Origin of the sequence: Thalassospira sp. GB04J01, assembly GCF_000751115.1 — a bacterium.
In the GTDB taxonomy this organism is placed as follows: domain Bacteria; phylum Pseudomonadota; class Alphaproteobacteria; order Rhodospirillales; family Thalassospiraceae; genus Thalassospira; species Thalassospira lucentensis.
Genome location: NZ_CCDX020000014.1, coordinates 47,268 through 72,266, shown reverse-complemented (window position 1 = coordinate 72,266; position 24,999 = coordinate 47,268). Strand labels below are relative to the sequence as shown.

General features: G+C 52.3%; 21 protein-coding genes and 1 tRNA gene. 5 read left to right on the top strand and 17 right to left on the bottom strand.

The genetic code is table 11. From position 1 onward, the window contains the following. Positions 1–3 precede the first annotated feature (3 nt). A complete protein-coding gene (locus AMM48_RS15005) occupies positions 4–1,035 on the bottom strand; it encodes an NAD-dependent epimerase (RefSeq protein WP_102784700.1) in 1,032 nt (343 codons plus the stop codon). Between the two features lie 211 nt (positions 1,036–1,246). On the opposite strand from AMM48_RS15005, the gene AMM48_RS15000 reads away from it, so the two are divergent. Together AMM48_RS15000 and AMM48_RS14995 are read left to right on the top strand one after the other, a co-directional pair. Continuing rightward, positions 1,247–1,990: a putative metalloprotease CJM1_0395 family protein gene (locus AMM48_RS15000; protein ID WP_102784699.1), complete on the top strand. Its 744-nt coding sequence runs from the start codon at positions 1,247–1,249 to the stop codon at positions 1,988–1,990. A 287-nt stretch (positions 1,991–2,277) separates the two neighbouring features. Continuing rightward, positions 2,278–2,931, top strand: coding sequence for a response regulator transcription factor (locus AMM48_RS14995; protein WP_101299739.1), 654 nt, complete (start codon positions 2,278–2,280; stop codon positions 2,929–2,931). A gap of 102 nt (positions 2,932–3,033) precedes the next feature. Here AMM48_RS14995 and AMM48_RS14990 read toward each other — a convergent pair whose 3' ends face one another. From AMM48_RS14990 to AMM48_RS14955, 8 genes are all read right to left on the bottom strand, one after another. Then, on the bottom strand, positions 3,034–4,998 hold the full coding sequence (locus AMM48_RS14990; RefSeq protein WP_102784804.1) for a response regulator: 1,965 nt from the start codon (positions 4,996–4,998) through the stop codon (positions 3,034–3,036). 84 nt (positions 4,999–5,082) lie between these two features. Continuing rightward, positions 5,083–6,081 (bottom strand): MDR family oxidoreductase, encoded by a 999-nt coding sequence (locus AMM48_RS14985; RefSeq protein ID WP_102784698.1) that lies wholly within the window; start codon positions 6,079–6,081, stop codon positions 5,083–5,085. A 95-nt stretch (positions 6,082–6,176) separates the two neighbouring features. Then, on the bottom strand, positions 6,177–6,563 hold the full coding sequence (locus tag AMM48_RS14980; protein ID WP_244271245.1) for a DUF1232 domain-containing protein: 387 nt from the start codon (positions 6,561–6,563) through the stop codon (positions 6,177–6,179). A gap of 161 nt (positions 6,564–6,724) precedes the next feature. Further along, a complete protein-coding gene (asnB, locus tag AMM48_RS14975) occupies positions 6,725–8,485 on the bottom strand; it encodes an asparagine synthase (glutamine-hydrolyzing) (RefSeq protein WP_102784697.1) in 1,761 nt (586 codons plus the stop codon). Continuing rightward, positions 8,485–9,510 (bottom strand): glycosyltransferase, encoded by a 1,026-nt coding sequence (locus AMM48_RS14970; RefSeq protein ID WP_102784696.1) that lies wholly within the window; start codon positions 9,508–9,510, stop codon positions 8,485–8,487. Before AMM48_RS14970 ends, asnB begins: the two co-directional genes overlap by 1 nt. A gap of 107 nt (positions 9,511–9,617) precedes the next feature. Beyond that, positions 9,618–10,382, bottom strand: a complete 765-nt coding sequence (locus tag AMM48_RS14965) for a glycosyltransferase family 2 protein (RefSeq protein ID WP_102784695.1) — start codon at positions 10,380–10,382, stop codon at positions 9,618–9,620. Then, positions 10,379–11,230 (bottom strand): glycosyltransferase family 9 protein, encoded by an 852-nt coding sequence (locus tag AMM48_RS14960; protein ID WP_244271244.1) that lies wholly within the window; start codon positions 11,228–11,230, stop codon positions 10,379–10,381. The genes AMM48_RS14965 and AMM48_RS14960 overlap by 4 nt, the downstream gene beginning before the upstream one ends. 120 nt (positions 11,231–11,350) lie before the next feature. Further along, positions 11,351–12,391, bottom strand: a complete 1,041-nt coding sequence (locus tag AMM48_RS14955; RefSeq protein ID WP_102784693.1) for a glycosyltransferase — start codon at positions 12,389–12,391, stop codon at positions 11,351–11,353. A gap of 147 nt (positions 12,392–12,538) precedes the next feature. Between AMM48_RS14955 and AMM48_RS14950 the strand changes: the two genes are divergently transcribed. Then, positions 12,539–13,453, top strand: a complete 915-nt coding sequence (locus AMM48_RS14950) for a folate-binding protein YgfZ (protein ID WP_102784692.1) — start codon at positions 12,539–12,541, stop codon at positions 13,451–13,453. Between the two features lie 73 nt (positions 13,454–13,526). Here AMM48_RS14950 and ppdK read toward each other — a convergent pair whose 3' ends face one another. The 6 genes from ppdK to AMM48_RS14920 form a co-directional block, all read right to left on the bottom strand. Continuing rightward, on the bottom strand, positions 13,527–16,199 hold the full coding sequence (gene ppdK / locus AMM48_RS14945) for a pyruvate, phosphate dikinase (RefSeq protein ID WP_102784691.1): 2,673 nt from the start codon (positions 16,197–16,199) through the stop codon (positions 13,527–13,529). A 77-nt stretch (positions 16,200–16,276) separates the two neighbouring features. Further along, positions 16,277–18,340 (bottom strand): glycine--tRNA ligase subunit beta, encoded by a 2,064-nt coding sequence (gene glyS / locus AMM48_RS14940; protein WP_102784690.1) that lies wholly within the window; start codon positions 18,338–18,340, stop codon positions 16,277–16,279. Between the two features lie 3 nt (positions 18,341–18,343). After that, on the bottom strand, positions 18,344–19,234 hold the full coding sequence (locus AMM48_RS14935) for a glycine--tRNA ligase subunit alpha (protein ID WP_102784689.1): 891 nt from the start codon (positions 19,232–19,234) through the stop codon (positions 18,344–18,346). Between the two features lie 262 nt (positions 19,235–19,496). After that, the gene (locus tag AMM48_RS14930) at positions 19,497–19,715 is read right to left on the bottom strand and encodes a hypothetical protein (protein ID WP_022732981.1); all 219 of its coding nucleotides are present in this window, start codon (positions 19,713–19,715) and stop codon (positions 19,497–19,499) included. Between the two features lie 73 nt (positions 19,716–19,788). After that, a complete protein-coding gene (locus tag AMM48_RS14925) occupies positions 19,789–20,574 on the bottom strand; it encodes a methyltransferase (protein WP_102784688.1) in 786 nt (261 codons plus the stop codon). 98 nt (positions 20,575–20,672) lie between these two features. Further along, positions 20,673–20,930 (bottom strand): DUF2007 domain-containing protein, encoded by a 258-nt coding sequence (locus AMM48_RS14920; protein WP_022732978.1) that lies wholly within the window; start codon positions 20,928–20,930, stop codon positions 20,673–20,675. A gap of 282 nt (positions 20,931–21,212) precedes the next feature. Between AMM48_RS14920 and AMM48_RS14915 the strand changes: the two genes are divergently transcribed. Together AMM48_RS14915 and AMM48_RS14910 are read left to right on the top strand one after the other, a co-directional pair. After that, positions 21,213–22,223 (top strand): polyprenyl synthetase family protein, encoded by a 1,011-nt coding sequence (locus AMM48_RS14915; RefSeq protein WP_102784687.1) that lies wholly within the window; start codon positions 21,213–21,215, stop codon positions 22,221–22,223. 111 nt (positions 22,224–22,334) lie between these two features. Further along, positions 22,335–22,411: transfer RNA gene (locus AMM48_RS14910), tRNA-Pro, on the top strand. A gap of 135 nt (positions 22,412–22,546) precedes the next feature. Here AMM48_RS14910 and AMM48_RS14905 read toward each other — a convergent pair. Both AMM48_RS14905 and AMM48_RS14900 read right to left on the bottom strand, forming a co-directional pair. Then, entirely contained in the window at positions 22,547–23,344 is a 798-nt protein-coding gene (locus AMM48_RS14905; protein WP_102784686.1) for a transporter substrate-binding domain-containing protein, read from the bottom strand. A 5-nt stretch (positions 23,345–23,349) separates the two neighbouring features. Continuing rightward, complete coding sequence (locus AMM48_RS14900) at positions 23,350–24,630, bottom strand: diguanylate cyclase (RefSeq protein ID WP_102784685.1); 1,281 nt, start codon at positions 24,628–24,630, stop codon at positions 23,350–23,352. Positions 24,631–24,999: the final 369 nt, after the last annotated feature.

Sequence of the window (24,999 nt, the reverse complement as noted above, 5' to 3'; positions counted from 1 at the left end):
CGTTTATCCGTAAAAGGACCGATACCACACAACAAAATTGCCAATCCCGGTCTCGATTGAGGTTTCCGGTTTAAAGCCAACGGCATCAGTCAAGGCATCCACATCGGCATAAGTGGCCGGAACATCGCCATCCTGCATCGGCAGCATATTTTTGTCTGCCGTTTTGCCCAGCGCCTTCTCAAGAGTTTCGATCATATACATCAGCTCAACCGGGCTATTGTTGCCGATGTTAAACACGCGGTAAGGAGCCGAGCTGGTCGCCGGGTCCGGATTGCGCGGATTCCAGTTCGCATTTGGTTCCGCCACGGTCGAGATGCAACGATAGACACCTTCGACAATGTCATCGACATAGGTGAAGTCGCGGCGCATTTTACCCTGGTTGAACACGTTGATCGGTTTGCCTTCGAGAATGGCCTTGGTGAACAAGAAAAGCGCCATATCCGGACGCCCCCACGGACCATAGACAGTAAAGAACCGCAGTCCAGTCGTTGGCAAGCTATAGAGATGGCTATAGGTATGGGCCATCAGTTCATTTGCCTTTTTCGACGCAGCATACAGGCTGATCGGGTGATCGACATTGTGATGGACCGAGAACGGCATCTCAGTGTTCATGCCATAAACCGAACTGCTTGACGCATAGACAAGATGCTTCACACCGTTATGGCGGCATCCTTCGAGGATGTTGGTAAACCCGACAAGGTTGGCATCAATATAGGCATGCGGGTTTTCAATTGAATACCGCACACCAGCCTGAGCAGCCAGATTAACAACATAGGTCGGCTTTTCCGTTGCAAACAGGTCGGCAATACCGTCGCGGTCTTCAAGGTCCATACGGACAAACTTGAAACCCGGCTTGCCGTCAATCCGCGCCAAACGGGCTTCTTTAAGGTTCACGTCATAATAGTCATTGACGTTATCAAGGCCAACAACAGTCGTCCCTTGCTCAAGCAGCTTCAGACAAAGGTGCGATCCAATAAAACCGGCAGCACCGGTAACCAGCACCTTTTCATGGGCGGGAATGGCAAAGTCGAGCATGTTCCTCGGAATTCCTGTCTGATGTGTTTATGAACGATAACTGTCACGGCACTTTAAATTCGGTCATTCTGATAGCAGCAAGGTCCCCTTTTCGCAAGACACGAGAACCCCTCAATCTGGCCCGTAAATCATGCACAAGACAGAATGATCATTATCTGCTATTCTTTTGAGGTATGCAGTACATCGTTAAGCTTAGAGTTTACAGTTTCATATGATTGCAACCGGTCAAACCATTGCCAACCCGAATGGCGGCGAAATGGGCGTAATCCTGAATGTTCAGGAGATCGCACGAACCGCTGACGGGCGCGTTTTGGCCGAATATGAAGCTGTCGAAGTTACATCGTCGGGTACCGAGCGTTCATCACCTTATGCAATTGCAGGCCAAGACAGTGACGCGGCACGGACACGCATCGTTGACCCCCGCACCCTGACTGAAGCACAAGCCGTTGCAGGCGGTGTTAGCCGTGCGGAGTATCGTCAGGCGCGTGAAACAAGTGAAGAACAAGCCGGTCAAAATACGAACAGCAGAATTTCTGGTAATACAGACCTTGATCCGGCGGAAAAGGCCATTGTTGCACAGTTGCAATCGCGTGATTCTGCCGTCAAGCAAGAAGAAAAAGCCCATGCCGCCGCAGCGGGTCCTTATGGGTCTGCGCCACAGTATGAATATCAGATTGGGCCAGATGGCAAAGCATATGCAATCGGCGGGCACGTTGATGTTAGTGTGTCAATGACCGGATCTGCGGCGGATCGTGACCGCGCACTGGCGACCTTGCAGAACGCAGCACTTGCCCCTAATGCACCGTCCGGTGCCGATATGGCGGCCTTCCGTCAGGCAAGCTTACAACGTGCAACAGCGCAAGCCAGTGACGAATCGCCTAAACCGATAGAATCCATTGCGTCTAACAACGAAAACGGGAACGACGCGAGACAGGGCATCTCGATTTCTATTTGATTTTGGACCTCGCGAAATCTGCTTCCGCTCCCCATATACTATGCAAAGCGCGACAGAACATCTACCCTTGAACATAATACCCTATTCAATGGGATAGTTCAGAAAATCAGAAACTATCCTGCCGTTTGACAGGCCCCCCATTTTGTTGAATGCTGCGCGCGCGTCCGGGGGGGACGCTTGAACTAAACATTATAGATTTACGCGATTCCGTATCTTGGGTGCGGTCGCGTTTCTGACGCGGACGGACACATGTCCTAAGCTCGGACAAAAACGGGTACGGCACAAAAATGAACATCCTGCTAGCAGACGACCACGACCTCGTCAGAGACGGGATCACTTCCTTCCTTAAAACGGCGGCGCCGGAAGTTGAGGTCTCACAAGCAAAAGATTTTGCCGAGGCACTTTCAGTTGTCGATGGGGAAACGCAAGTCGAGCTGACCATTCTTGATTTGAACATGCCGGGGATGAACGGCCTTTCAGGCTTAACCGTCATGCGTCAAAAGCACCCGGAAATTCCGGTTGTCATTCTGTCTGGATCAGTTAAGCGCAGTGACGTTTTGAACGCGCTCGAGCATGGTGCCTCTGGCTATTTGCCAAAAACCTTGTCGGGAAAATCACTGATCAATGCATTGCGTTTGATCATGTCAGGTGAAAAATATATTCCATCAGCTTTGCTTGAAGATGACGGCACGAAAATGCGTCCTGGCGAGATTGATCTGGACGGCCTGTCACCTGACAACCCTTTACGCCAGTTGACCAATCGCGAACGCGAAGTTCTTGCTCTGCTGACCAAAGGCTTATCGAACAAGGAAATAGCCAAGCAGCTTACTGTGCGTGAAATCACCGTCAAAGTTCACCTGACGGGTATTTTCAAAAAGCTTGGTGCCGCCAACCGTACACAGGCTGTTAAAATTGCCATGCAGCTCGGTTGGGAAGCCTGACCTGAGCGCAACGCAAACGACGACACTCACAACAAAGCCCGGCAAAATTGCCGGGCTTTGTTGTTATATACTTCTCCATCTTCTTGCTCAGCGAACAGGTTTCTATTCACCATAGACTTCTGCAAGCTCATCAAGAATGCCAAGAAGCTCTTGAAGATCAAGGGGTTTTGACATCACCATGACAGGTGCATCTGCACCATCATCATCTTCAATCGGTCGTTCAGCATCCCCGGGATGTCCGGTCATGACAATGACGGGCATGGCAGGGTTTCGGGCACGCAACGCTTTGACAAGACTGTTGCCATCCATATGCGGCATGCGAATATCGGTGATCAAAATGGTCGGCGGCATAACCCCGGCAATGGCCAATGCGTCCTCACCGTTCGTTGCGGCTGAAACCGAATATCCTTGTGCTTCCAGATAAGCAGCAATGATTTCCATCGCATCAATTTCGTCATCAACGACCAGCACCCGGACGGCTTGACGCCCGGCACGATCAACGCAGTCACCATGTATTCGCGCACTTTTTGCCACCGGTTCGTCACTGTCCGCTTCGAGTTCCTTACCAATTTGGGCGACCGGTAGAGTTACCTCAAAACAGGCCCCATCCCCTTCGTTACGCACATCAATCTTGCCGCCCATCGCCTCGACGATGCCATAGCTGACCGACAACCCAAGCCCTGTTCCCTTACCAACGTCTTTGGTCGTGAAAAATGGATGGAACAGCAGATCAATGGCCGCCTCTGGGACACCACCACCATTGTCATTCACCGCGAGTTTCAGGAACTTTTCGTCTTGATCAATCATCGCACTGACACGGATTAACCCGCCAATGCTGTTGGCATCATCGCCATTCTCATTGATTGCATCACGCGCATTGGTCAGCATATTGACCAAAACCTGTTCGAGTTGCACCTGACGGCCATTAACCCGACACATCTGGGCAGGTGGCACCACATCAATCATGATGCCCGACAGGCGGCAATCATGCTCAATCATGTCCACAGCACGCCCCACGGCCTTCATGGGATCAAACGGGGCAAAGTCATCATCATCAGGTCGGCTATATATTTGCAGATGCTTGATGATTTCAGACATGCGTTCGGTCTGACCGCTGATCAAAGACAGGCGTTCTCGTTGAAAGGCGGGTTTTACAGCCTCAAGATCATATTGAAGCGCACAGGTATCGGCCGCCATGCGAATAACATTCAGCGGCTGGTTCATTTCATGGGCCACCGATGCCGCCATTTCACCCAGTGTCGCAAGTTTTGATGTCTGGACCAACTGACGTTCGACTTTGCGTCTTTCCGTCACATCTTCGGCCAGCATCAACATTGCCGGTGCGCCTTCATGGGTAAAGGCGATTGCCGACACTTCCAGTTCAACTGTTTCACCATCCGGGCGGTTGCACATGATGACAAAATCTGCCCGACCGCTGTAACCGTTGCGATAGCGTTCTATATACTCTGACAGGATTTCACGGCTGGATGGATTAACCATTTCCATAAAGCTGCGACCAACAAGTTCTGTCGTATCCTCAGCCCCCAGGATCGTGAGCCCTTGCTGATTGATATAAGTAATCTCCTCACCGCTCAGGATTGAGATGAGCTCAGGGGCAAGTTCGACCAGCTTGCGATAACGTTCTTCACTTTCCTTGAGTGCCCGTTCGGCCCGCGAACGTTCAATGGCATACCGGATGGAACGTCGAATTGTCCGACCGTCTGGAAATTCCTTCGTCAGATAGTCTTCCGCACCGTGTTGCAGGGCTTCAAACGCCAGTTCTTCGTCCTTGTGACCGGTTAAAACAACCACCGGGGCGCTATTGGCACAGCTGCGCACGCGACGAATTGTCTCGACACCCGATGAGTCTGGTAAGGTCAGATCAAGCAAGACAACATCGAACCGTGCCCCCGGCCCATCGCCATTTAAAATAGTCAGGGCCGAGGTAAGGTCACTGCAATGTTCAATGTCAAACGGATCCCCGGTTTCATCCAGCAACGTCCTAACAAGGAACGCATCCCCCGGGTTATCTTCGACCAAAAGAATTCGAAACCGTTGATCAGCCATCGCAGCAATTTCCACGTTTAAAATCATTTTTCCGTCAAAGCCTGAACATCGGAAAGTATCTGATTTTGCATGGTTCCAAGGCTTCTAGCAATCCTGCACGTCAATCAGCAAACGACCTTTGATCTGACCTTTCAAAATTTTCTCACCCCATGGCACAACATCACGAAGCGCAACCTTCGTCGTTGCGGCATTTAGCTGATCGATAGGAAGCTCTTTCGCAAGCCGTTCCCAAGCCCGAATTCGGGTTGCATAGGGACACATTACCGAATCAATTCCGATCAATCGCACCCCGCGCAACAGGAACGGGATCACAGTTCCCGGTAAGTCGGCTCCTCCGGCGAGACCACAGGCTGCAACAACACCGTGATACTTCATTTCTGAAAGAACATGAGCAAGGGTTGTGCTGCCAACACTGTCAATCGCCCCAATCCAGCGTTCGGCCAAAAGTGGCTTGCTGGTATCGGTCAACTCATTGCGATCAATAATTGTCGTCGCCCCCAATTCACGGAGGTAGGCGTGGGTTTCTGCGCGCCCGGTTGAGGCCGCGACCCGATAGCCCAAGGCCGACAAAATCGATACTGCAACCGAGCCAACCCCGCCAGCGGCACCCGTCACAAGAACTTCGCCATCCTGTTTTGAACTGATGCCCTGTTCTTCCAGTGCCATAACCGCAAGCATTGACGTAAACCCGGCCGTCCCGATGGACATTGCCTGTGCCGCGTCTAGTCCTTCTGGCAACGGCACAAGCCACTCGGCCTTTACCCGCGCCATTTGACCATATCCGCCCCAATGGGCCTCACCAACGCGCCAACCGGTCAGGACGACCTCATCACCGGGCTTGTACCGTGCATCACTTGACGAGACGACTTCACCGGAAAAATCGACCCCGGGCACATGCGGATAGGTGCGCACCAATCGGCCAAGGCCATTTAAAATCATGCCATCCTTGTAATTTAAAGTCGACCATTTGACCCGAACCAAGACATCACCATCTGGCAGGTCATCAGTTGTCAAATTACGGAATTCGGCTGTGACTTTCTTATCGTTCTGATCCAAAACAAGTGCGCGGAATGCATCGCCCATGGAACGTCTCCCGATCATGATCTGTTTGGATCAAGAGTATTCGTGCGCAAAGCCAGCTGTCAAATGCGCCCTTGGTCGGATCAGTAAACATTACGTCATTGCGACAGAACCGGAGAAACAGGCGCAAGCTCAAGCTCACCCTCTCCGCTGCCCAACAAGATCACAAGCACGACGGCCACCAAAAGAACAACCATATATAAAACGGTTCGACGTGATGTGTTTTGACCGGCATCAGCTTCAGGCACGACATCATGTTGGACCGGTGCAGGTAGACTGCGATAGGAAAGCCACCCCAAAAGCGGCACAATCACAAGATCATCAAGCCACCCAACGCCAACAACAACATCGGGCAACAGATCAACTGGACTGATCAAATAGACAAGTCCTGCCAGCAAAATAAGTTTGGATTTCAGAGGCACATCGCCGCGCATCAATGTCCGCAGCAGATTGGGAACGATCATCCAGGCTGATGTTTTCGCCATGAAAAGCCTTCCGTCGCAATCGATCAGTCTCAGGTCTACACGCGTGATCGTGTCATGCCTTCGATCACCTGTCACTTGTTTACGGCGGGCCATACATCGGCCATCAAATTTGACCAGCATCACCGATATCTGCATTCGAAATTCACAAGATATCAAGCTGGCTAAGAAGCGAGTGTATCAAAAACATCACCTGCCGGTGCCTGACCAAGAATATTGGTCTGATGCCACAACGCGTAAAACAACAGATGCCAGCATGCTGCACTTTCTTTCTTGCCGGGCGTGGTGAACAGTTTTCCCACTCGAACCGGATCAGCAATTTCAAGAACACCGGCCTGATTGGCAACCAGCGGGCCAAGGCGCTTGCCCTGCCCGGCAATCCATTCCCCAACCGGCACGGTAAATCCGCGTTTTTTGGCAAAGGGTTGCGCCATAGGAAGACACCGCTCCAACCAACTGCGCAACAGGAATTTACCCACACCTTTACGCACCTTAAGCCGGTCTGGCAGATGATATGCAAAGTCAGCCACCATTGGATCAAGGAACGGGGTGCGCCCCTCAAGGCCGTGTGCCATCAGCATGCGATCAAGCTTGATCAACAAATCATTTGGCAACCAGTCCGAACAGTCCACAGCCTGTGCCACCGCAAGACGCGAACGTTTCCCCCGGTTTTCGCGGCTTTCGGATGCCGCAATACCATCGCGCCAGCCTTCAAGAACTTTGGGGTGCAGAACGTCGATCTTATCAAAGGTGCCCTTGGATCGCATGACCCTACCGCCCAGTAATAAAGGCCGCATAACCGAACGATATCGGCCATACCCGCCAAACAGCTCATCGCCGCCTTCGCCAGACAGAACGACCTTGAAATCCCGTGCGGCCTCGGCTGCAAGCTTGTAGGTCGGCAGAATAGCATAGTCAGCCACCGGATCGTCCATCTTGGCGGCAACTTCGGGCAAAAGCGTCCAGAAATCGCGTTCGGAAAACATAACCTCGACATGATTGGCATTGCAGGCCTTGGCGACCTCTCGGGCCAATTCGCGTTCATCATGTACGCTCGATGCCTCAAATGCGGCGGTATAGGCCGTCACCGGACGTTCGTTCAAACGATGCATCATGCCCAAAAGAGATGCACTATCCACCCCGCCCGACAGGAACATCGCATAATCAACGTCAGAACGTTGATGAAGTCGCACAGACTCTTCAAACACGTGATCCCATTGGGTCAAGGCGCCATCAAGACGCGCCCCAACAACACCCTTGTCCCCCAGAACCTGACGGCGGCGACGTTCAACCACACGGCCGTTTTTCAGAACAAGGGTCTCGCCTGGCAACAGGCGTTTGATACCATCAAGGATCATATCACTGCCGGTCGTGAATTGGACCTGAAGCAACTCCGAACGAGCATCTTCGCGCACACTCCGGCCAATCAGTCCGGCCGCGACAAGCGCCTGTGCCTCGGACGCAAAGGCAAAGAATTCCGGCGTCTCAACATAGTAAAGCTGTTTGATGCCAAACGGATCGCGACACAGTACGACCTGATTTTCCATCGCATCATGAAGGGCAAAGGCATACATGCCGCGCAGTTGATCAAACCCGTCTATGCCATCACGGGCATAGATGCGAAGGGCGGTTTCACTGTCTGAACGCGTCTTAAAGCCTGCTTCGCACAGGTTCTGGCGCAGCTCGACATAATTATAAATCTCGCCATTGGCGATAAGTGCGCTGCCATTTTCATGGAAAAGTGGTTGATCGCCAGTATCAAGATCAATGATCGCCAGCCGGGTCTGGATAAAGCCAACCGGACCTTTTACATATCGACCATCACCATCCGGGCCACGATGCCCCAACGCATTGCGCAGGCGATCCAGAATTTCGGGATCAATGGTTTGCTTGTCTTTGGCAATAAATCCGGCAATTCCGCACATTAAAGCGCAACCTCGTCAAAGAAAGCTTTGTATTTTGCGACGACAACGTCTTCGGTGAAGTCCGCCTCAAAGGCAGCACGACCGTTGCGTGACAATGTGTCTGAAAGAACTCTGTCGTCAAGAACCGCGCGCAAATCTGCCACCAAAGCAGATACATCTTCGAGTTTCGACAGCAAACCACTTTCACCCGGCGTGATCAATTGAACCGGCCCCTGGCTTGCCTGTGCGACAACCGGTTTGCCATGTGCCCACGCCTCAATCACCATGTTGCCCAACGGTTCATGCCGTGATGACGCGCAAAACACGTCGCAGGTTGCAAAAAGATTGGCAACATCGCGCCGCCAGCCAAGCAGTTGCACGCGATCTGCAACACCGCATTCACCGGCAAGTTTCAGAAGATCGTCTTTTAAATCACCCGCCCCTGCAATCCAAAGATAAGTACCGGGTACTTCAGCCATCGCACGGATCAGCGTATCAAACCCCTTGTTGTCATGCAGCCGCCCCAGACCAAGGATTAGCGGCGCATCATCGGGGGTATTAAATTCGGCCCGACTGATTGCTGTACCGGGTTTTGCATCAACAAAATTCGGCAGATAATGAGTGCGATCAACGGGCCATCCTTCGCCAATAAGATAATCGCAGATATTGCGCGTATTGCCGATCAGGTGATCACAATCTCGGAAATTTTTAAGTTTATAATATCCGCCAAGCCGCGCAACTTTCACAAAGTCACCTGCTGGCGTCATGCGGCTGGCACGGTTCATCCAGCTCAGGACAATGCGCGGCTTGTGACGTTTGAGCTGTTTACGCAAATTCCATGGCGTTCGTACATCCAACCGCCCGCCAAAGGGCAATTCGTCAAACGAAACGCCATTGGCAGCAAGCACCGCGTTGCGACCTTCGTTCGGACGCACGACACAATGCTGCTCAATCCCGACACGTTGAAACCCGCAAGCCAGACGCACAAAGAACTCCTCTGCACCACCAAACGGACTTCCAGCCATGGTTTGCAGCAACTTGGTCATGGGATGATTCCTCTCAAATACTCAAATAGCAGTGCATTTTCTGATATCGAGGGCATTCCCTGACTATATTCGCCTACACTATTTGACACAAAACACACGCCCACCGTTCAGGTGTCCTCGTATCTGGCCTTAAGATAGGAAAGGATTGGGAACAGCGCACCAAACAACGCGATCAGAAAGCCCATTCCACCTTCCTTGTATCCCTTGCGCGCAACAAAGCAGCGATAGAAGCGTGAAAAAATACGCCGGAAGTTATTTGCAAACGTTCCAATGTCGCCACTTTCGCGCAAATCGGCAGCCCGAGCTGTCGAATAGCTATCCAGTCGACAGATCATGTCAGAGATATTGCGGTCAACAAAATGAAGAAGAGCGCCATTAAGCTTGGGTCCCTTGCGTCCCTGCATATCAAACGAAGGATGCACCCGTTGTGATCCCCAGTTCTTATGACCTTTTCGGAACAGCCTCCAAACCGCAGATGTCCCGAATGAAGCCCCCCAACCATATCTGACAAGCCGCTTTCCGACATAATTGTCTACAGGGACCACATAAAGATCAAACGCGTCAGACCGCACAGCCGCGCGAATAGAAATCGCGAGCTCTTCGCTGACGTGTTCATCTGCATCAAGTTCGAAAATCCAGTCGCCTGTGGCTTCTTCAATTGCACGATTGCGCCGTGCACCTTCTATGTCCCAGCTGCCAACAACGGTTTTCGCACCATATTTCTGAGCAACTTCTTCTGTCTGGTCAGTACATTTGTCGCACACGACAATGATCTCATCCGCAAATGACACCTTTTCCAGACAGCCCGGCAGTCGCTCCTGCTCATTATGGGCGCACATGACAACCGAAATACGCGGCTTTGCCTCAGTCATTTGTCTTTTTCCTCTGCCCGAAAGTCAGAAACCAACTCTGTAGCTGCTGTCACAACTTTTTCGACCGGCAAACTTTCCATGAGGTTTTCTTTGGAAAACCAGCTTGTTCGATTAGCAATAATTTTATCGTAGGACCAGTCTGTCCGAACAGCCCGTCCCCATTTAGCAAAAGGGCTATAATGCTCATCGCGCGATGGCCCAAAAAGACCGAGCGTCGGTCGACCCGATGCAGCAGCCATGTGCATCAACCCAGAATCGTTACCAAGATAAAGATCCGCTTTTTTCAGGCATGCCATGACCGTCAACAGATGCTCCTTGCCAAAGATTTCTGTTCGCTTGTCTTCTGGTAGTGACTGGATAACATGCTCAGCCGAACTGCGTTCATTAGGAGCCCCCACCAACAAAACATGTGCGTTTTCAAGGACCCCTCCCTTCTCGGTCAGCTTATTGATTGTCTCTGCAAACCGCTCCGCGTGCCAAGTTTTACCAATCCAGTTCGCTGATGGCCCAACCACTAGAAGTGGCGCACCATCATTAGGCACAAGTTGCGCAGCCCTATCCTCATCTTCTTTTCTGGTCCATACTTTTGGCATTGGTGGTGGGTTGAGACCGATTAGACCACCAAGTTGCACGACACGATGGAGGCCATCATCATTCCCCTTAAGCACAACACGCTTCCACCCCGGCAAAACATAGGCCGTGGCACTGCCGCGTAAATCAACGATCACGTCCCACCAGGTCAGCGCAACCGACTTCCAAAGCTTCCACCAGTGCCCGCCGCGTTTTTGCTTGGGCATCTCGATAATGCGTTCAAGATTGGGGACGGCTTGGAAAATCGGGGCTGCCACCGGACCACAGGCAACCGTAACCTTTATGCCCGGATAGGTTTCGACATAATGGCGTAAGACCGATGTCGAAAGGACAGCATCGCCCAAACGGTTTGACGTGATAAACAGCAAGCGCACAGCTTAAATTTTCTCCAGCTCACCAGCGACATGGATCCACTCGCGGCGGTCATTGCGTGCGGCTTCGGACTGAGTGGAAAAGAACGACCGGTCGGTCAGAAGCTGCCAGGTGATATTGCCGTATGCGGCCTCATCCGGAACAATGTAGCCGGTCTTGCCGTCTTCAACACGGGTTTTGGCAATCCCGCCATAAGACACAACCGGCGTCGCCGCCCCAAGTGCATCGACAATCCACTGACCGGCATAATCGGTGCCGTATTTTCCGTGATGCAAAAACGCACGCGCATTGGCCACCGTTTCGGCCATATCGCCTTCGGGTTTTGGATGTAACACCCGAACCCCCTTGTCAATCGCCGAACGCACCAAATCAACTATGTCGTCAGAGACCTGATCATTTTCACCGGCCATCGCCATGAAAAGATCATAGGCATAGATTTCCAAAATTGCCTTTGGCGCCTTGGGCGCAACGTAGGCTTCCCAAATGCGGACAATCTGGGCAATCCCCGTTGTCGTATTGGCAACCGTAACCGCCACTTCTTCACGCGATTCAAACGCCCAATGCATGTTTGAGGCCATGGTAAAGGCCGTGACGGCCCCCGGTTTGACCACAATCGGCTTTTTCACCAGATCGGTTTCAAAGCCTTTTTTCTGCGCATCATCGGTAAAGACGATCTGCACTTGCTTGTCATGCAGAACCAGACGCAGATCATCGGCGTTCAATTTCGTCGGATCACCATCAAACCAAAGGATTGTTTTTGCATCCGCCGGAATCGAAGCGTGGCTTAACAAGGCCGGATCGCGCCAGGCAATTACCGTGTCAACCGCATCGCCACCAAAGGGCGGCAATTCGGCATCAAGTTGTCGCCATGCAACACCGTGCATATCCTTGTCGATGCCACCATTTCGGCGCGCTTCGACCTTATGACCACGGGCAACAAGGGCCTCGGCGAGCGCAATAAAGGCGCGCTGCGTGGTCCCGAGCGGGCGGGCTTCACGATCTTTGGGATCAAAGCCGATGGAATGATCAAGCATCAAGATTTTCATGACTTTGGTTCTATCTGCTCGGCGGCGTTTTATGAAGGGTTTTCTTACATCACACTCTGGCTTTCGTTCACGAGACAGGGCTTGCGAATTATGTGCAACTGCCCCACATTTCGGCCAAACCATTCTGACTAACCGGAGCCCATACATATGACCGAGACTTTTTACGCCCTTCTGCCGGACCGGGCCGTGATCCGGGTCAGCGGTCCTGACCGCGTCAGTTTTCTGCAAGGGCTGGTATCAAACAATATCGAAACCATCAGTGCCGAGAAATCCGGCTATGGTGCCTTGCTGTCCCCACAGGGGAAGTTCCTTTTTGATTTCTTTGTCTATCAACAGGACGAAGACAGCCTTTTGATCGAATGCGAACGCGGCGAAGACGGCGCACGTGCCGCAGATCTTTTCAAAAAACTGCGCATGTATAAACTCCGTGCCAAGGCCGAACTCACCGATATCACCGACAGCTATGACGTAGTGGCCGTCTTTGGCAAGGATGCGTTGCCGTCGTTATCACTGCCCGACACACCGGGCAGCACGGCTGGCTTTGCCAACGGGATCAAGGCGGTTGATCCGCGTCTGACCGCAATGGGTGCGCGCGTATTACTCCCGAAAAATGGCTTGGCTGAAATGGCGGCAATCGGTGCCATCGAAAGCGACGTGGAATCTTTCCATCAATTGCGCGTATCACTTGGCGTGCCCAATGGCAGCGAAGAACTTGAAATCGACAAAGCCATTCTGCTTGAAAACGGGTTTGAAGAGCTAAATGGCGTCGATTTCAAAAAGGGCTGCTTTATGGGCCAAGAACTGACCGCACGGACCAAATATCGTGGTCTGGTGCGCAAACGTTTGCTGCCCATCACAATCACCGGCACCGCTCCGTCGGCGGGTACCGCCATCATGAATGGCGACAAGGAAGCAGGCATCATCCGCTCCGTCCATGGCGATGGCGGGCTTGCCCTGATCCGTCTGGAACGTATTTCGGAGGGGGATGAACTTCTGGCCGATGGCGCAAAAATTACCGTCAATATCCCCGATTGGGTGTCGCTGCCGGAAAGTGCTGCGTAACGCAGCGTAAAGCGCCCGCTCAAACAAAGACAAAAACACCGGCGGCAAGGTCATCTTGCCGCCGGTGTTTTATTTAGGGCTTCTTGCGACCAAGGGCAGCCTGAGCCGCTGCCAAACGCGCAATTGGCACGCGATACGGTGAGCAAGATACGTAATCTAGTCCCTGTGCTTCGCAGAACGCGATGGAGGACGGATCCCCACCATGTTCACCACAAATGCCAAGCTTGATGTCGGGGCGCGTTGCACGCCCGCGGTCAGCCGCAATGCTGACCAATTCACCAACCCCTTCCTGATCCAGTGACACAAACGGGTCACCGGCAAAGATTTCCTTCGAAATATAGGTATCCAGAAAACGCGACGCATCATCGCGCGACAGACCAAAGGTGGTCTGGGTCAAATCGTTGGTGCCAAAGCTGAAAAACTCGGCTTCTTCGGCAATTTCACCGGCTTTGAGGGCCGCACGCGGTAATTCGATCATTGTGCCTACAAGGAAGGTCAGCTTAGCCGATTTTTCGGCCTCGACCTCGGCTGCAACCTTGATGATCGCGGCTTTAAGGATTTCGAGTTCTTTTTTGCCAACAATCAGCGGGATCATGATTTCCGGGATCACCGGATCGCCACCATCCTTGGAAACCTCAATCGCGGCTTCAAAGATCGCACGCACCTGCATTTCATAGATTTCAGGATAGCTAATACCCAAACGGCACCCACGATGGCCCAGCATCGGATTGGCCTCCGTCAGGTCAAGCAACCGACGGCGCACAATCGCCTCGGACACACCCGCCGCATTGGCAACCTCGGCGATTTCCCCATCACCATGTGGCAGGAATTCATGCAAAGGCGGATCAAGCAACCGGATGGTCACCGGTAGGCCCTTCATGATGCGGAACAGGTCAATAAAGTCCTGCCGCTGATAAGGCAGAAGTTTATCAAGGGCGGTGCGGCGCCCCTGTTCGGTTTCCGCCAAAATCATTTCGCGCATGGAAATGATCCGTGCCGGGTCAAAGAACATATGTTCCGTCCGGCAAAGGCCAATACCCTCGGCGCCAAAACCACGTGCGGTTTGCGCGTCATCAGGGGTTTCGGCATTGGTGCGGACCTTAAGTCGGCGCACCCCATCAGCCCATTCCATCAATTTGGAAAAATCACCCGAAAGATCAGGCTTAAGCGTTGCGACCTCGCCCAGCATGATTTCGCCGGTTGCCCCGTCAAGGGTAATAACATCCCCTTCCTTAAGGTTCACACCGCCCGCAATCATGGTTTTGTTGGCATAATCGATCTTGATCTGACCGGCCCCACAGACACAGGGCGTACCCATACCACGTGCCACAACGGCCGCGTGGCTTGTCATCCCGCCACGGGATGTCAGGATACCTTCGGCGGCATGCATGCCAGCAATATCTTCCGGGCTGGTTTCGATCCGCACCAGAATAACTTTCTGGCCCTTGTTATGCGCCCAATCCTCGGCAATTTCAGAAGAAAACACGATCTGCCCGGATGCCGCCCCCGGGGACGCCGGAAGCCCCATGCCAATCACTTTACGTGTTGCTTCGGGATCAAGGGTCGGATGCAAAAGTTGATCAAGCTGGGCGGGATCAACACGCCTGAGCGCGTCTTCCTTACTGATCACGCCATCACTGCACATTTCAACGGCAATGCGAAGGGCCGCCTTTGCTGTGCGTTTACCGGCACGGGTTTGCAGCATATAAAGCTTGCCCGTCTCAACGGTAAACTCCATGTCCTGCATATCGCGGTAATGGGATTCCAGCTTATCGCGGATATCGCAAAGCTCGGCAAAAACCTTGGGGAGCGCCTCTTCCATCGACGTCAAATCCGACCCGGATTCTTCGCGTTCGATTTTGGTCAGCGGTGCCGGGGTCCGAATGCCCGCAACCACGTCTTCGCCCTGCGCGTTGATCAGATACTCGCCGTAGAAACGATCTTCGCCGGTCGATGGATTGCGTGAGAAACACACACCTGTCGCACAATCATCGCCCATGTTGCCAAACACCATGGCCTGTACGTTAACAGCCGTGCCCCAGCTTGCCGGGATACTGTGCAAACGACGGTATGTATTGGCACGCGCATTCATCCAACTGCCAAACACCGCACCAATCGCGCCCCAAAGCTGCTCACGCGGGTCTTGCGGGAACGGCTGGCCAAGTTCGGTATCGACCTTTTTCTTAAAGTCGCGGACGACCTCGGCCCAGTCGTCGGCACTCATTTCGGTATCAAGGGAATATCCCTTGTCTTCCTTATGGATCTCAAGGATTTCTTCGAAATGGTAGTGCTCAACGCCAAGCACCACATCGCCATACATCTGAATAAACCGGCGGTAACTGTCATAGGCAAAACGACGATCACCCGAAACCGTCGCCAAGGCTTCGACCGTTTGGTCATTCAGACCAAGGTTCAAAACCGTATCCATCATGCCGGGCATGGATGCCCGCGCACCAGAACGAACAGATACCAAAAGGGGATCGTTTGCGTCGCCAAACTTGCGCCCGACCAGTTTTTCAACTGCCGCCAGTGCCGTTTCGACTTCGGCATTCAGACCATCCGGGTAGGCACGATCATTGTCATAAAACGCCGTGCAGACTTCGGTTGTAATGGTAAAGCCAGGCGGGACAGGAAGCCCAAGATTGCTCATCTCGGCAAGGTTTGCGCCCTTGCCACCTAGAAGTTCACGCATATCCGATCGGCCTTCGGCGTTACCGCCACCGAAACCGTAGACCCATTTGGTCATCTTGCCTTTTCCTCATCTGGTCAAGGCCCTTTGGCGGGCCTCCCCAGGATGGGGAAAGCCCCGTAACCCCGACCTATTTATGTTTCGATCTTTGAGAAGTCTGCAATGTCATGCAAGGCAGTCCGAATTTGCGCCAGCAGCTTAAGCCGGTTGGCACGTTCGTCGGCCTTGTCACTATTTACCGTGACCTGTTCAAAGAATGCATCGACCGGTTCACGCAACCGCGCAAATTCGGTCATTGCCGCGGCATAATCCTCGTCGCGCAAAAGCGGCAAGGCGGTATGCCGGACATCAATGAGCGCCTCATACAGCTTGCGTTCTTCATCCACGCTCAGAAGATCCGCGGAAACGTCCGCGTCATAGGACGTATCGTCCTTTTTCTCTTCGATGCGCAGGATGTTGGACGCACGCTTGTAGCCAGCCATCAGGTTGACGCCGCTTTCGCCCGATACAAAATCGGAAAGCGCCTCAACACGGGCCAGCAGGCGGACAAGATCGTCCTCGCCATCCAGTGCAAACACAGCAGACACCAAATCATGGCGGACACCCTGTTCACGCAGATGGACTTTCAAACGGTCAGCAAAGAAGGCCAAAAGGTCATCCACTGCCGCGTCACGACGAATAGCAGTCGGGTACTGGGAAACGGCAAAGGCGAACACACGCCGAAGCGGCAAACGCAAACCATTTTCCAAAACCAGACGAATGACACCCAATGCAGCACGACGCAGCGCAAACGGGTCTTTTGACCCGGTCGGCTTTTCATCAACCGTGAAGAACCCGGCAAGGGTATCGAGCTTCTCAGCCAGTGCGAGCGCAACCGAAACAGGTGCAGTCGGGCACATGTCCGACGGCCCCGCCGGGGCATAATGCTCGGCAATGGCATTGGCGACTTCCGGGGCTTCACCGTCATTTTCGGCGTAATATTTGCCCATCAGTCCCTGAAGCTCGGTGAATTCAAACACCATCTGCGACACCAGATCGGCCTTGCCGATTTCAGCGGCACGGTCGGCCAGTTTGACATCACAGCCCGGGACATCAGCCGACAGCTCACGTGCGAGCCCACGCAGGCGCAAGACGCGCTCGGAAAGTGATCCCAGCTTGGCATGGAAGACGATGCTGTCGAGTTTCGGCAGACGCGATTGCAGCGTCACTTTCCGATCCTGATCCCAGAAGAATTTGGCATCATGCAGACGCGCGCGCAAAACGCGTTCGTTACCGGCGATGATTTTGGCATTGTTGTCCGCCGTCACCATGTTGGAAATGGTGATAAAGCGCGCGGCAAGTTTGCCGTTTTTATCTTCGACAACAAAATACTTCTGATGTTCGCGCATCGAGGTTTCAAGAACCTCACGCGGGATATCCATAAACAGGTCATCGACCTTGCCCATCACCGGCACCGGCCATTCAACCAGACCACAGACTTCTTCGAGAAGACCGTTATCTTCCAAAAGGTCAAAGCCCTCGGATTCGGCAAGCTTTTTCGCACCGTCAAGGATGACCTGCTTGCGCTCTTCACGGTCAAGCATGACCATGGCGGTGCGCAGTTTCTCTTTGTATTCGGTGGCATTGGCAACGCTAAAGGTTGCCGGTGCGAGAAAACGGTGACCGCGGGTGGTATCACCTGCGGTGACGGGACCGTATGATGCCGGGACCACCTTGCCGTCAAACAGGCACAGAATGCTGTCGAGTTGACGAACCCAACGGACTTTCTGATCGGCCCATCGCATCGATTTTGGCCACGGCAATTTGGCCATGGCATCTTCGACGATGTCCTTGATGACCTCTGCACTCGCACGGCCTTTCTGTTCGACAATCGCAAACAGGAAGGTGCCCTTGGGCATTTCACGTTTTTCGCACTGATCAAGGGTCACACCATTGCCCGCCAAAAACCCGTTGATCGCCTTTTCAGGTGCATCGGCGCGCGGACCACGGCGTTCTTCGCGAAGGTCAGGCTGTTTTTCCGGCAAACCATCAATGATCAGGGTCAAGCGGCGCGGGGTGACCAGCGTTTCGACAGTCTCAAACGCAAGATCGGCGGCCTTAAGGCCATCGGTGACCAGCTTTGAAAGGTCAGCCGTCGCGCGGGCCTGCATACGGGCCGGGATTTCTTCGGAAAACAGTTCAAGCAGCAATTCGGCCATAACTTATGCCTCCTCTTTCAGATGGCCGCGTGATCGCAGCCAGGCCTCGCAGCAGGATTTCGACATGTCCCGAACACGGCCGATATAGGCCGCACGTTCGGTCACGGAAATCACACCGCGCGCATCAAGAAGGTTAAAGATATGGCTGGCTTTCATTGCCTGCTCATAGGCTGGCAATGCCAGACCACGTTCGATATTAACGCCACATTCGGCCTGTGCGTCCTTGAAGTGCTGGAACAACATATCGGTGTTGGCAACTTCAAAGTTATAGGTCGATTGTTCGATTTCATTTTGCAGGAACACGTCGCCATAGCTGACACCCTGACCATTGTAATCAAGGTCATAGACGTTCTCGACACCCTGAATATACATCGCCAGACGTTCCAGCCCATAAGTCAGCTCGACCGGAACCGGGTTACATTCATAACCGCCGACCTGTTGGAAATAGGTAAACTGGGTGACTTCCATGCCATCAAGCCAGACTTCCCAGCCAAGACCCCATGCACCAAGGGTCGGGCTTTCCCAGTCATCCTCGACAAAGCGGATGTCATGGGCCATCGGGTCAATGCCCAGATGCTTGAGCGAGCCAAGATACAATTCCTGCGAATTGCCCGGCGACGGCTTCATGATCACCTGAAACTGGTAATAGTGCTGCAAGCGGTTCGGGTTTTCCCCATACCGACCATCGGTTGGACGACGCGATGGCTGCACATAGGCCGCATTCCAGCTTTCCGGTCCAAGCGCGCGCAAGGTTGTCGCGGTGTGGAAGGTACCGGCACCGACTTCCAAGTCATAAGGCTGAAGGATGACACATCCCTTATCGGCCCAATAGCTTTGCAGTCGAAGAATGATTTCCTGGAATGAAGGGGGACGTTGCGACCCGTCGAGCGCCATTGCGCAAACTCACTATTACTGTTGCCTATAAATTAGAGCGGCAAGCTACCGCCCTGCCCCGCCGGGGTCAAGAAGGCAAAAGCCCTGAGATGCACCGAATTTGCAACCCTTGCATCACTGCTCGTCACAAAATACTGCACCGCAACATCATAGATCAGCGATCTGGTGCGGGTTTTCAAATGAAATCTGCCCGTGTTGACACAAAGTCGAAGACAGGCCGTTGGGGTTCTGTCGCTTCCGCTGGACAGTTCGAAGCTTAGCCCTAGCAGCGATGGGCATTGCCTTCGGCGTGGTAAACGCCGCACTCGGGGCATTTTTCCATTTCCTGCGCCACGGTCTTTGGCTGGCTTTTCTTCTTATGGCGGGTCTGCTTTGGCTGTTCGTTTTCTGAAACCTGCTTGAAACGGTTAAACAGCTTAAAGCCCTGCCATACGACGACAATGACCAGAGCGGTAAAAATGATTTTCGAAAAGCTGAGCATATCCGTTCCCAAAGCGCATTTATTTCTGCGCCACAGCGCAACCAAGCGGTTCTTATATTAAACTCTCATCGATTTAGAAACCGGGCAATGGCAAAGGATTGCGCAAAATTTGTTCCGCGTGCGGTAAAAAGGCCCCTGCGGCGTCATGCAAAACAAGTCCGCGGCGCAGGGTAAGCGGCGATGCCACCCCTTTGCGGGCGGAAACAATCACTCGTAGTGGTGCCTCGGAATTATCTTTGCTCCAGATCGGGTAAACCGTCACATCCCCGGCTTTGCCATGCAACAAACCAATGATGCGATCCAAATGATCTGCACGATGGACCAATGTAATCCGGCCTTTTGGACGCAGCATTTTCAAACAGAACCCAATCCAGTCTTTGAGACTGGTATGACCTTCCTGATGGGCGGTTGCCCGGCTTTCATTGGCCGGGCGCGTACCACTAGGATAGTAAGGCGGGTTTGAAATTACCTGATCAAAACCGTGGGCCTGTAAAGGTAACCTTGGATCATTGATATCGCCATGAACCGGGGTCACGCGCCCGACCAGATTATTTTCAACCACGTTGCGACAATAAAGCGCATAGAGGTCATCCTGCAGTTCAATACCGGTCACAACCGCATCTTCAAGTCGATGCGCGACACACAACCCGGCCGAACCAACCGCCGCCCCGACATCAAGAATTTTTTGATCGCGTCTGGAATTAATCGCGACCGCAGCCGCCAGAAACACCGCATCGACCGCCACCCGATAGCCATCGACCGGTTGTTTAAGCGTTACCGACCCACCCAGTAGAAAATCATGACTGATCCGGTCTTCGGGAAAGTCGGGCACATCACATGTCGCACCTGCGTTAGTCATCAATCGCCTTTATTTGCGCCACCAGTGTCACGCACCTCATCCTGCCCATGCAATATGGGTTTTGGTGAAGTCCCGAGACCTAGCATCACTTGCCAGCATTACTTGGACGTCAGTTCGTCCTTTTTGTCTTGTTCTGCGTTATGCGCATCAAGCTCGCGTCTGGCAATATCAAGAATGTATTTCGCGCGACTTTCCTGTTCGCCGTCAACCATCAAACGCCGTTGCAGCGCCCCGATGGACCCTTCGATGATGCTGGCGTGATAGTCAAAAATGTGGCTCGAAATTCCTTCATCCGCCAACACCGATTGCGCCCAGCTCAGCTCAATCGGATCGTTGCTGCGAAACAGTTCGATCATATGGCGGTTCCCCTTAAATCGTTTGCTCGGTGTGTCACCTTGACCGGATCGTTTCAGATCCAGTGTTGAAATTATACGTACATTAATGTGGGGAGCCTGTGCAGCCGTTTTCAGAAAACGCCCTTAACTCCGCAATTTATCTAGGATTGCACACTGTCCACCACAGCATTTGTCCCCTTGACCGGTATGCCCTTGGCTATCTATGTTGAGGCCGCCTGATGTTATTTGCAATCTTCGCTAAATGCAGGCCGCGAAGATGCCATTGGAAAGTCGGAATACAGCGTGACCAATACCGCACCGCAGACAAAGCCTCAGCCGAGCCTTGATTCACTGGTTAACCTTGTTGACGCCGATATGAAGCGCGTCAATCAGGTCATCATCGACAATATGCACAGCGAAGTCGCCCTGATCCCGCAACTGGCATCACATCTGGTTGCGGCCGGCGGCAAACGCATGCGTCCGATGCTGACACTGGCATCGGCCCGGCTTTGCGGTTACGGCGATGGTCCCGATGCGGTTGACCTTGCCGCCTGTGTCGAGTTTATCCACACTGCAACCCTTCTGCATGATGATGTGGTTGACGAAAGTCAGCTGCGCCGTGGACAGGCATCGGCCAATGCCCTTTTTGGCAACGAAGCAAGTGTTCTGGTTGGCGATTTCCTGTTTGCGCGCGCCTTTGTTGTGATGGTCAAAACCGGATCCTTGCGCGTTCTTGATATTCTGGCACAGGCATCGGCCGTCATTGCCGAAGGCGAAGTCTTACAGCTTGCGACCGCCAATGACATGGGCACAAGCGAAGAGGCCTATCTTGAAGTCATCACCGCCAAAACCGCCGCCCTTTTTGGCGCAGCATCGCAAATCGGTGCGGTCATTGCCAAACGGTCGGCCGAGGATGAAGAAGCCCTGCGGCTTTATGGCATCTATCTGGGCACGGCATTCCAGCTGATTGACGATGTTCTCGATTATTCGGCCCATCAGGCCACCCTTGGCAAAACCGTTGGCGATGATTTCCGTGACGGTAAGGTCACACTTCCGGTGATCATTTCCTTTGCCAAGGGCGACGAAGATGAAAAAGCATTCTGGCGTCGCTGCATGGAAGATCAGAATTTTGAAGACGGCGATCTTGACCGTGCGCAGACGCTGATCCGCAAACATGACGCACTTACGGCATCAATGGATCGGGCCCGCGACTATGGGCAGATGGCAATTGATACGCTGACGCGCTTTGACGATGGTCCGATCAAGGATTCGATGATCGAAGCGGTCGAGTTCTGTATTTCCCGCCCCTACTGATACCACCTACCGACAAACACCCCATATTGCTTGGCGGTGTTAGGCAACGATGTCACAAAAATATCTTGCGTCACTTGCCAGAAACCATTATCACCCGGCTTCGCAGAATGACGGAGCGTAGCTCAGCCTGGTAGAGCACTGTCTTCGGGAGGCAGGGGTCGGAGGTTCGAATCCTCTCGCTCCGACCATTATTGATAGAAATATCAAGATATTACGCCCTAGCAGAAATGCTAGGGCGTTTTTCGTTGGTGAGCATAAAATCCGCCCACCCAGAAAACGCTTCGCGAACAATAGGCAAACCCAATTGGCTACTCAGCCTTGGTTTACTCTTCAAATCTCACGCCATACTTTTCAAGCAAGACGCTCTCTTTCTCGCCTTTCATCGACAAGCGTCCTTCATTCCAGATTCTTATAAGTTGCTGTCTTTTTCCCGGTGGAATTTTCTTTGAGAAGATCGCTTTTTCAACCAGTTTCTTTTCCAAACCCGGGCGCACAATCTTCAGATCGTCATTCATGTCCAGCCGGTTTAAGACATACTGAAGAACCAGTTCGTTATCGGCATAAAGGTCGACCCGGTTTTCTTTAATCATGGTGAAAATCCGGTCCACCACATCGTCGTAACCAGAGATCACTTCAATGAAATCCGCATTTCTTGGATCATCAATATATTTTTGATACTCGAGACTTGCTGAGCTGTAATCCCAGCCCGGCCCCGTTGCAATGCGCCTACCGTTCATCGACTGGATGCCGTTATAGCGCCACGGATCATCTTGCCTGACAACAAAGGCGGTTATATAGGCAAACGTCTTTTCCTCGGCATACACGAACCCAGTATCTTTGGGCCCTGAAAACACGTATTCGGGCAGCATATCACAAAGTCCATCTTCGACCATGCTAAGCCCCCGTGCGAGAGGGACTTCGTAATATTCCAGTGTGTAGCCATGTGAGGTGTATATGTGATCGAGCATATCAATGATAACGCCGCGCTCAGGAGCATCTTCCGAGGGAAAGATCGTCATCGGCGCCCATTGATCATAGCAAACCTTCAAAGTAGCCGCCTGACTGATGTTGGCCACCGTGGTTGCCGTCAAAAGAAGCATAAAGACGAAGAGACGGTGCATTTTCTTTACCTTTCGACGCGGTCGCGACCTTTCTCTTTGGCCCCATAAAGCTTCAGATCGGCGCGCTTGAACAGCTCGTCAATAGAGTTGTCTTTTGCCTCGGACGAGGTAACGCCAAAACTTACTGTGTAGGTGATTGTGTTACCGTCCACCTCCAAAGTGGCCGAACCAATGGCCTTTCGCAGTTTATCGGCAAGACGGCTGGCATGATCGATCCCCATATCCGGGAGAAATATTGCAAACTCTTCTCCGCCCAGCCGCCCAAAAAGGTCCGACTTTCCGAGGAAATCCTGAATGGTATGTGCAAAATGAATAAGAACCTTGTCCCCGATAAAATGGCCATAGGTATCGTTGACCATCTTAAAGTGATCCAGATCCATCAGGATAAAGGATGCAGGCGACTTTTGGCGCTGCGATAACGTGAACAAATGCCGTGCCGTCTCAAAGAAATTTCCACGGTTTAATGCGCCCGTTAAAGAATCATTCGCCGCCAGATCTTTGAGCTTTTCATTCAGGATCTGGAGCTCTTCTGTGCGCTTTGCAACAGCATCCTCAAGCCAGTTACGCTTGGCTTGCTCGTCTTCCAATAATTGCGCGCGCCCCTTCTCCATGGCAGAGAGCATATTATTCATATGATCCTGAAGCTTACTGATCTCGTTGTTTTCAGTGATGGAAAGATTGATCCGTTTGCTGAAATCTTGGCTCAGTTGAACCTCATCGACTTGCGACATGAGCTCTTTTAACGGACGGGCTAGAAAACGATCGAAAGCCCAGACAAACAGCCAAAATAAAACAGACAGCTTTATGATTGCGGTAATCGCAATCAAGGCAAAGCCAAACAAAACGCGGTTCAAAACGACTTCTGAAGATGAATAAAGTGTCAGCGCCCCTAACGTTATTTTTTTGTCGTTCAGCTCCCAAGCTAAGTCTGACTTTTTATCAAAAATTGATAATGGGGCTGCCCCTTCCGTGTAGGACCTTTTCGAAATGATCTTTTCTTCGTGTTTGTCGAAAATATCGACACCCACGATTATTGGCATTTTAAGCAACCCCTCGACGAGGGCATCCATCTGTTTTTGATTGTACTGCCACATACTCGTCGCGATTGGATTCTGAACGGTCTGCTCTAGCTGTTCCAATTCACTTAAGATTGAATCTTGTGTCTTAATATATTCAGTCAGGAACTGAACACTTGTGACCAGAAAGGTTACGCCCAAATAGATCGAAAAAGTAACCCGCATCACTTTTTGGGATAGGTTTTTAGGACGAAGATATTCAGTGAACATTCAAACCAACACTTCCCGATAAACTTCAATTCAGAGCTTATTTAACCATCGTCAGAACATTTCGACCGCTGATCTTTTGGGATCGTTCAGGATAATCGGGGCTCCATATTATATATGGTTGATGTTAAGCGGCTTGTTGCCGATGCGCCAGCCGTCGTTCTGCAAATGTCTTTTTTGATCCATTGTTTTTATTTAAGGACCAATGAGGTCGGTTCAAGACAGCCCGTTGCAGTGTGTTTCCCCGCAATCATAACGGCGGGCTTCTTTGACATCCTCCTTGTCTGAAGATTGGACTTGCTGCCTCTGCCCGCCATAAATGAGGTTAGTACAGCGTTTTTAAACGTCATTAGTTTCCCATCTCAAAATCCA

Coding starts and splice junctions, on each gene's coding strand:
- AMM48_RS14930 (WP_022732981.1), bottom strand. CDS start 19,715: ATGCTCAGCTTTTCGAAAATCATTTTTACCGCTCTGGTCATTGTCGTC.
- AMM48_RS14900 (WP_102784685.1), bottom strand. CDS start 24,630: ATGTTCACTGAATATCTTCGTCCTAAAAACCTATCCCAAAAAGTGATG.
- AMM48_RS14990 (WP_102784804.1), bottom strand. CDS start 4,998: ATGGCTGATCAACGGTTTCGAATTCTTTTGGTCGAAGATAACCCGGGG.
- asnB (WP_102784697.1), bottom strand. CDS start 8,485: ATGTGCGGAATTGCCGGATTTATTGCCAAAGACAAGCAAACCATTGAT.
- AMM48_RS14950 (WP_102784692.1), top strand. CDS start 12,539: ATGACCGAGACTTTTTACGCCCTTCTGCCGGACCGGGCCGTGATCCGG.
- AMM48_RS15000 (WP_102784699.1), top strand. CDS start 1,247: ATGATTGCAACCGGTCAAACCATTGCCAACCCGAATGGCGGCGAAATG.
- AMM48_RS14970 (WP_102784696.1), bottom strand. CDS start 9,510: ATGACCAAGTTGCTGCAAACCATGGCTGGAAGTCCGTTTGGTGGTGCA.
- ppdK (WP_102784691.1), bottom strand. CDS start 16,199: ATGACCAAATGGGTCTACGGTTTCGGTGGCGGTAACGCCGAAGGCCGA.
- AMM48_RS14920 (WP_022732978.1), bottom strand. CDS start 20,930: ATGATCGAACTGTTTCGCAGCAACGATCCGATTGAGCTGAGCTGGGCG.
- AMM48_RS14935 (WP_102784689.1), bottom strand. CDS start 19,234: ATGGCGCTCGACGGGTCGCAACGTCCCCCTTCATTCCAGGAAATCATT.
- glyS (WP_102784690.1), bottom strand. CDS start 18,340: ATGGCCGAATTGCTGCTTGAACTGTTTTCCGAAGAAATCCCGGCCCGT.
- AMM48_RS14905 (WP_102784686.1), bottom strand. CDS start 23,344: ATGCACCGTCTCTTCGTCTTTATGCTTCTTTTGACGGCAACCACGGTG.
- AMM48_RS14925 (WP_102784688.1), bottom strand. CDS start 20,574: ATGACTAACGCAGGTGCGACATGTGATGTGCCCGACTTTCCCGAAGAC.
- AMM48_RS15005 (WP_102784700.1), bottom strand. CDS start 1,035: ATGCTCGACTTTGCCATTCCCGCCCATGAAAAGGTGCTGGTTACCGGT.
- AMM48_RS14955 (WP_102784693.1), bottom strand. CDS start 12,391: ATGAAAATCTTGATGCTTGATCATTCCATCGGCTTTGATCCCAAAGAT.
- AMM48_RS14995 (WP_101299739.1), top strand. CDS start 2,278: ATGAACATCCTGCTAGCAGACGACCACGACCTCGTCAGAGACGGGATC.
- AMM48_RS14980 (WP_244271245.1), bottom strand. CDS start 6,563: ATGGCGAAAACATCAGCCTGGATGATCGTTCCCAATCTGCTGCGGACA.
- AMM48_RS14965 (WP_102784695.1), bottom strand. CDS start 10,382: ATGACTGAGGCAAAGCCGCGTATTTCGGTTGTCATGTGCGCCCATAAT.
- AMM48_RS14985 (WP_102784698.1), bottom strand. CDS start 6,081: ATGGGCGATGCATTCCGCGCACTTGTTTTGGATCAGAACGATAAGAAA.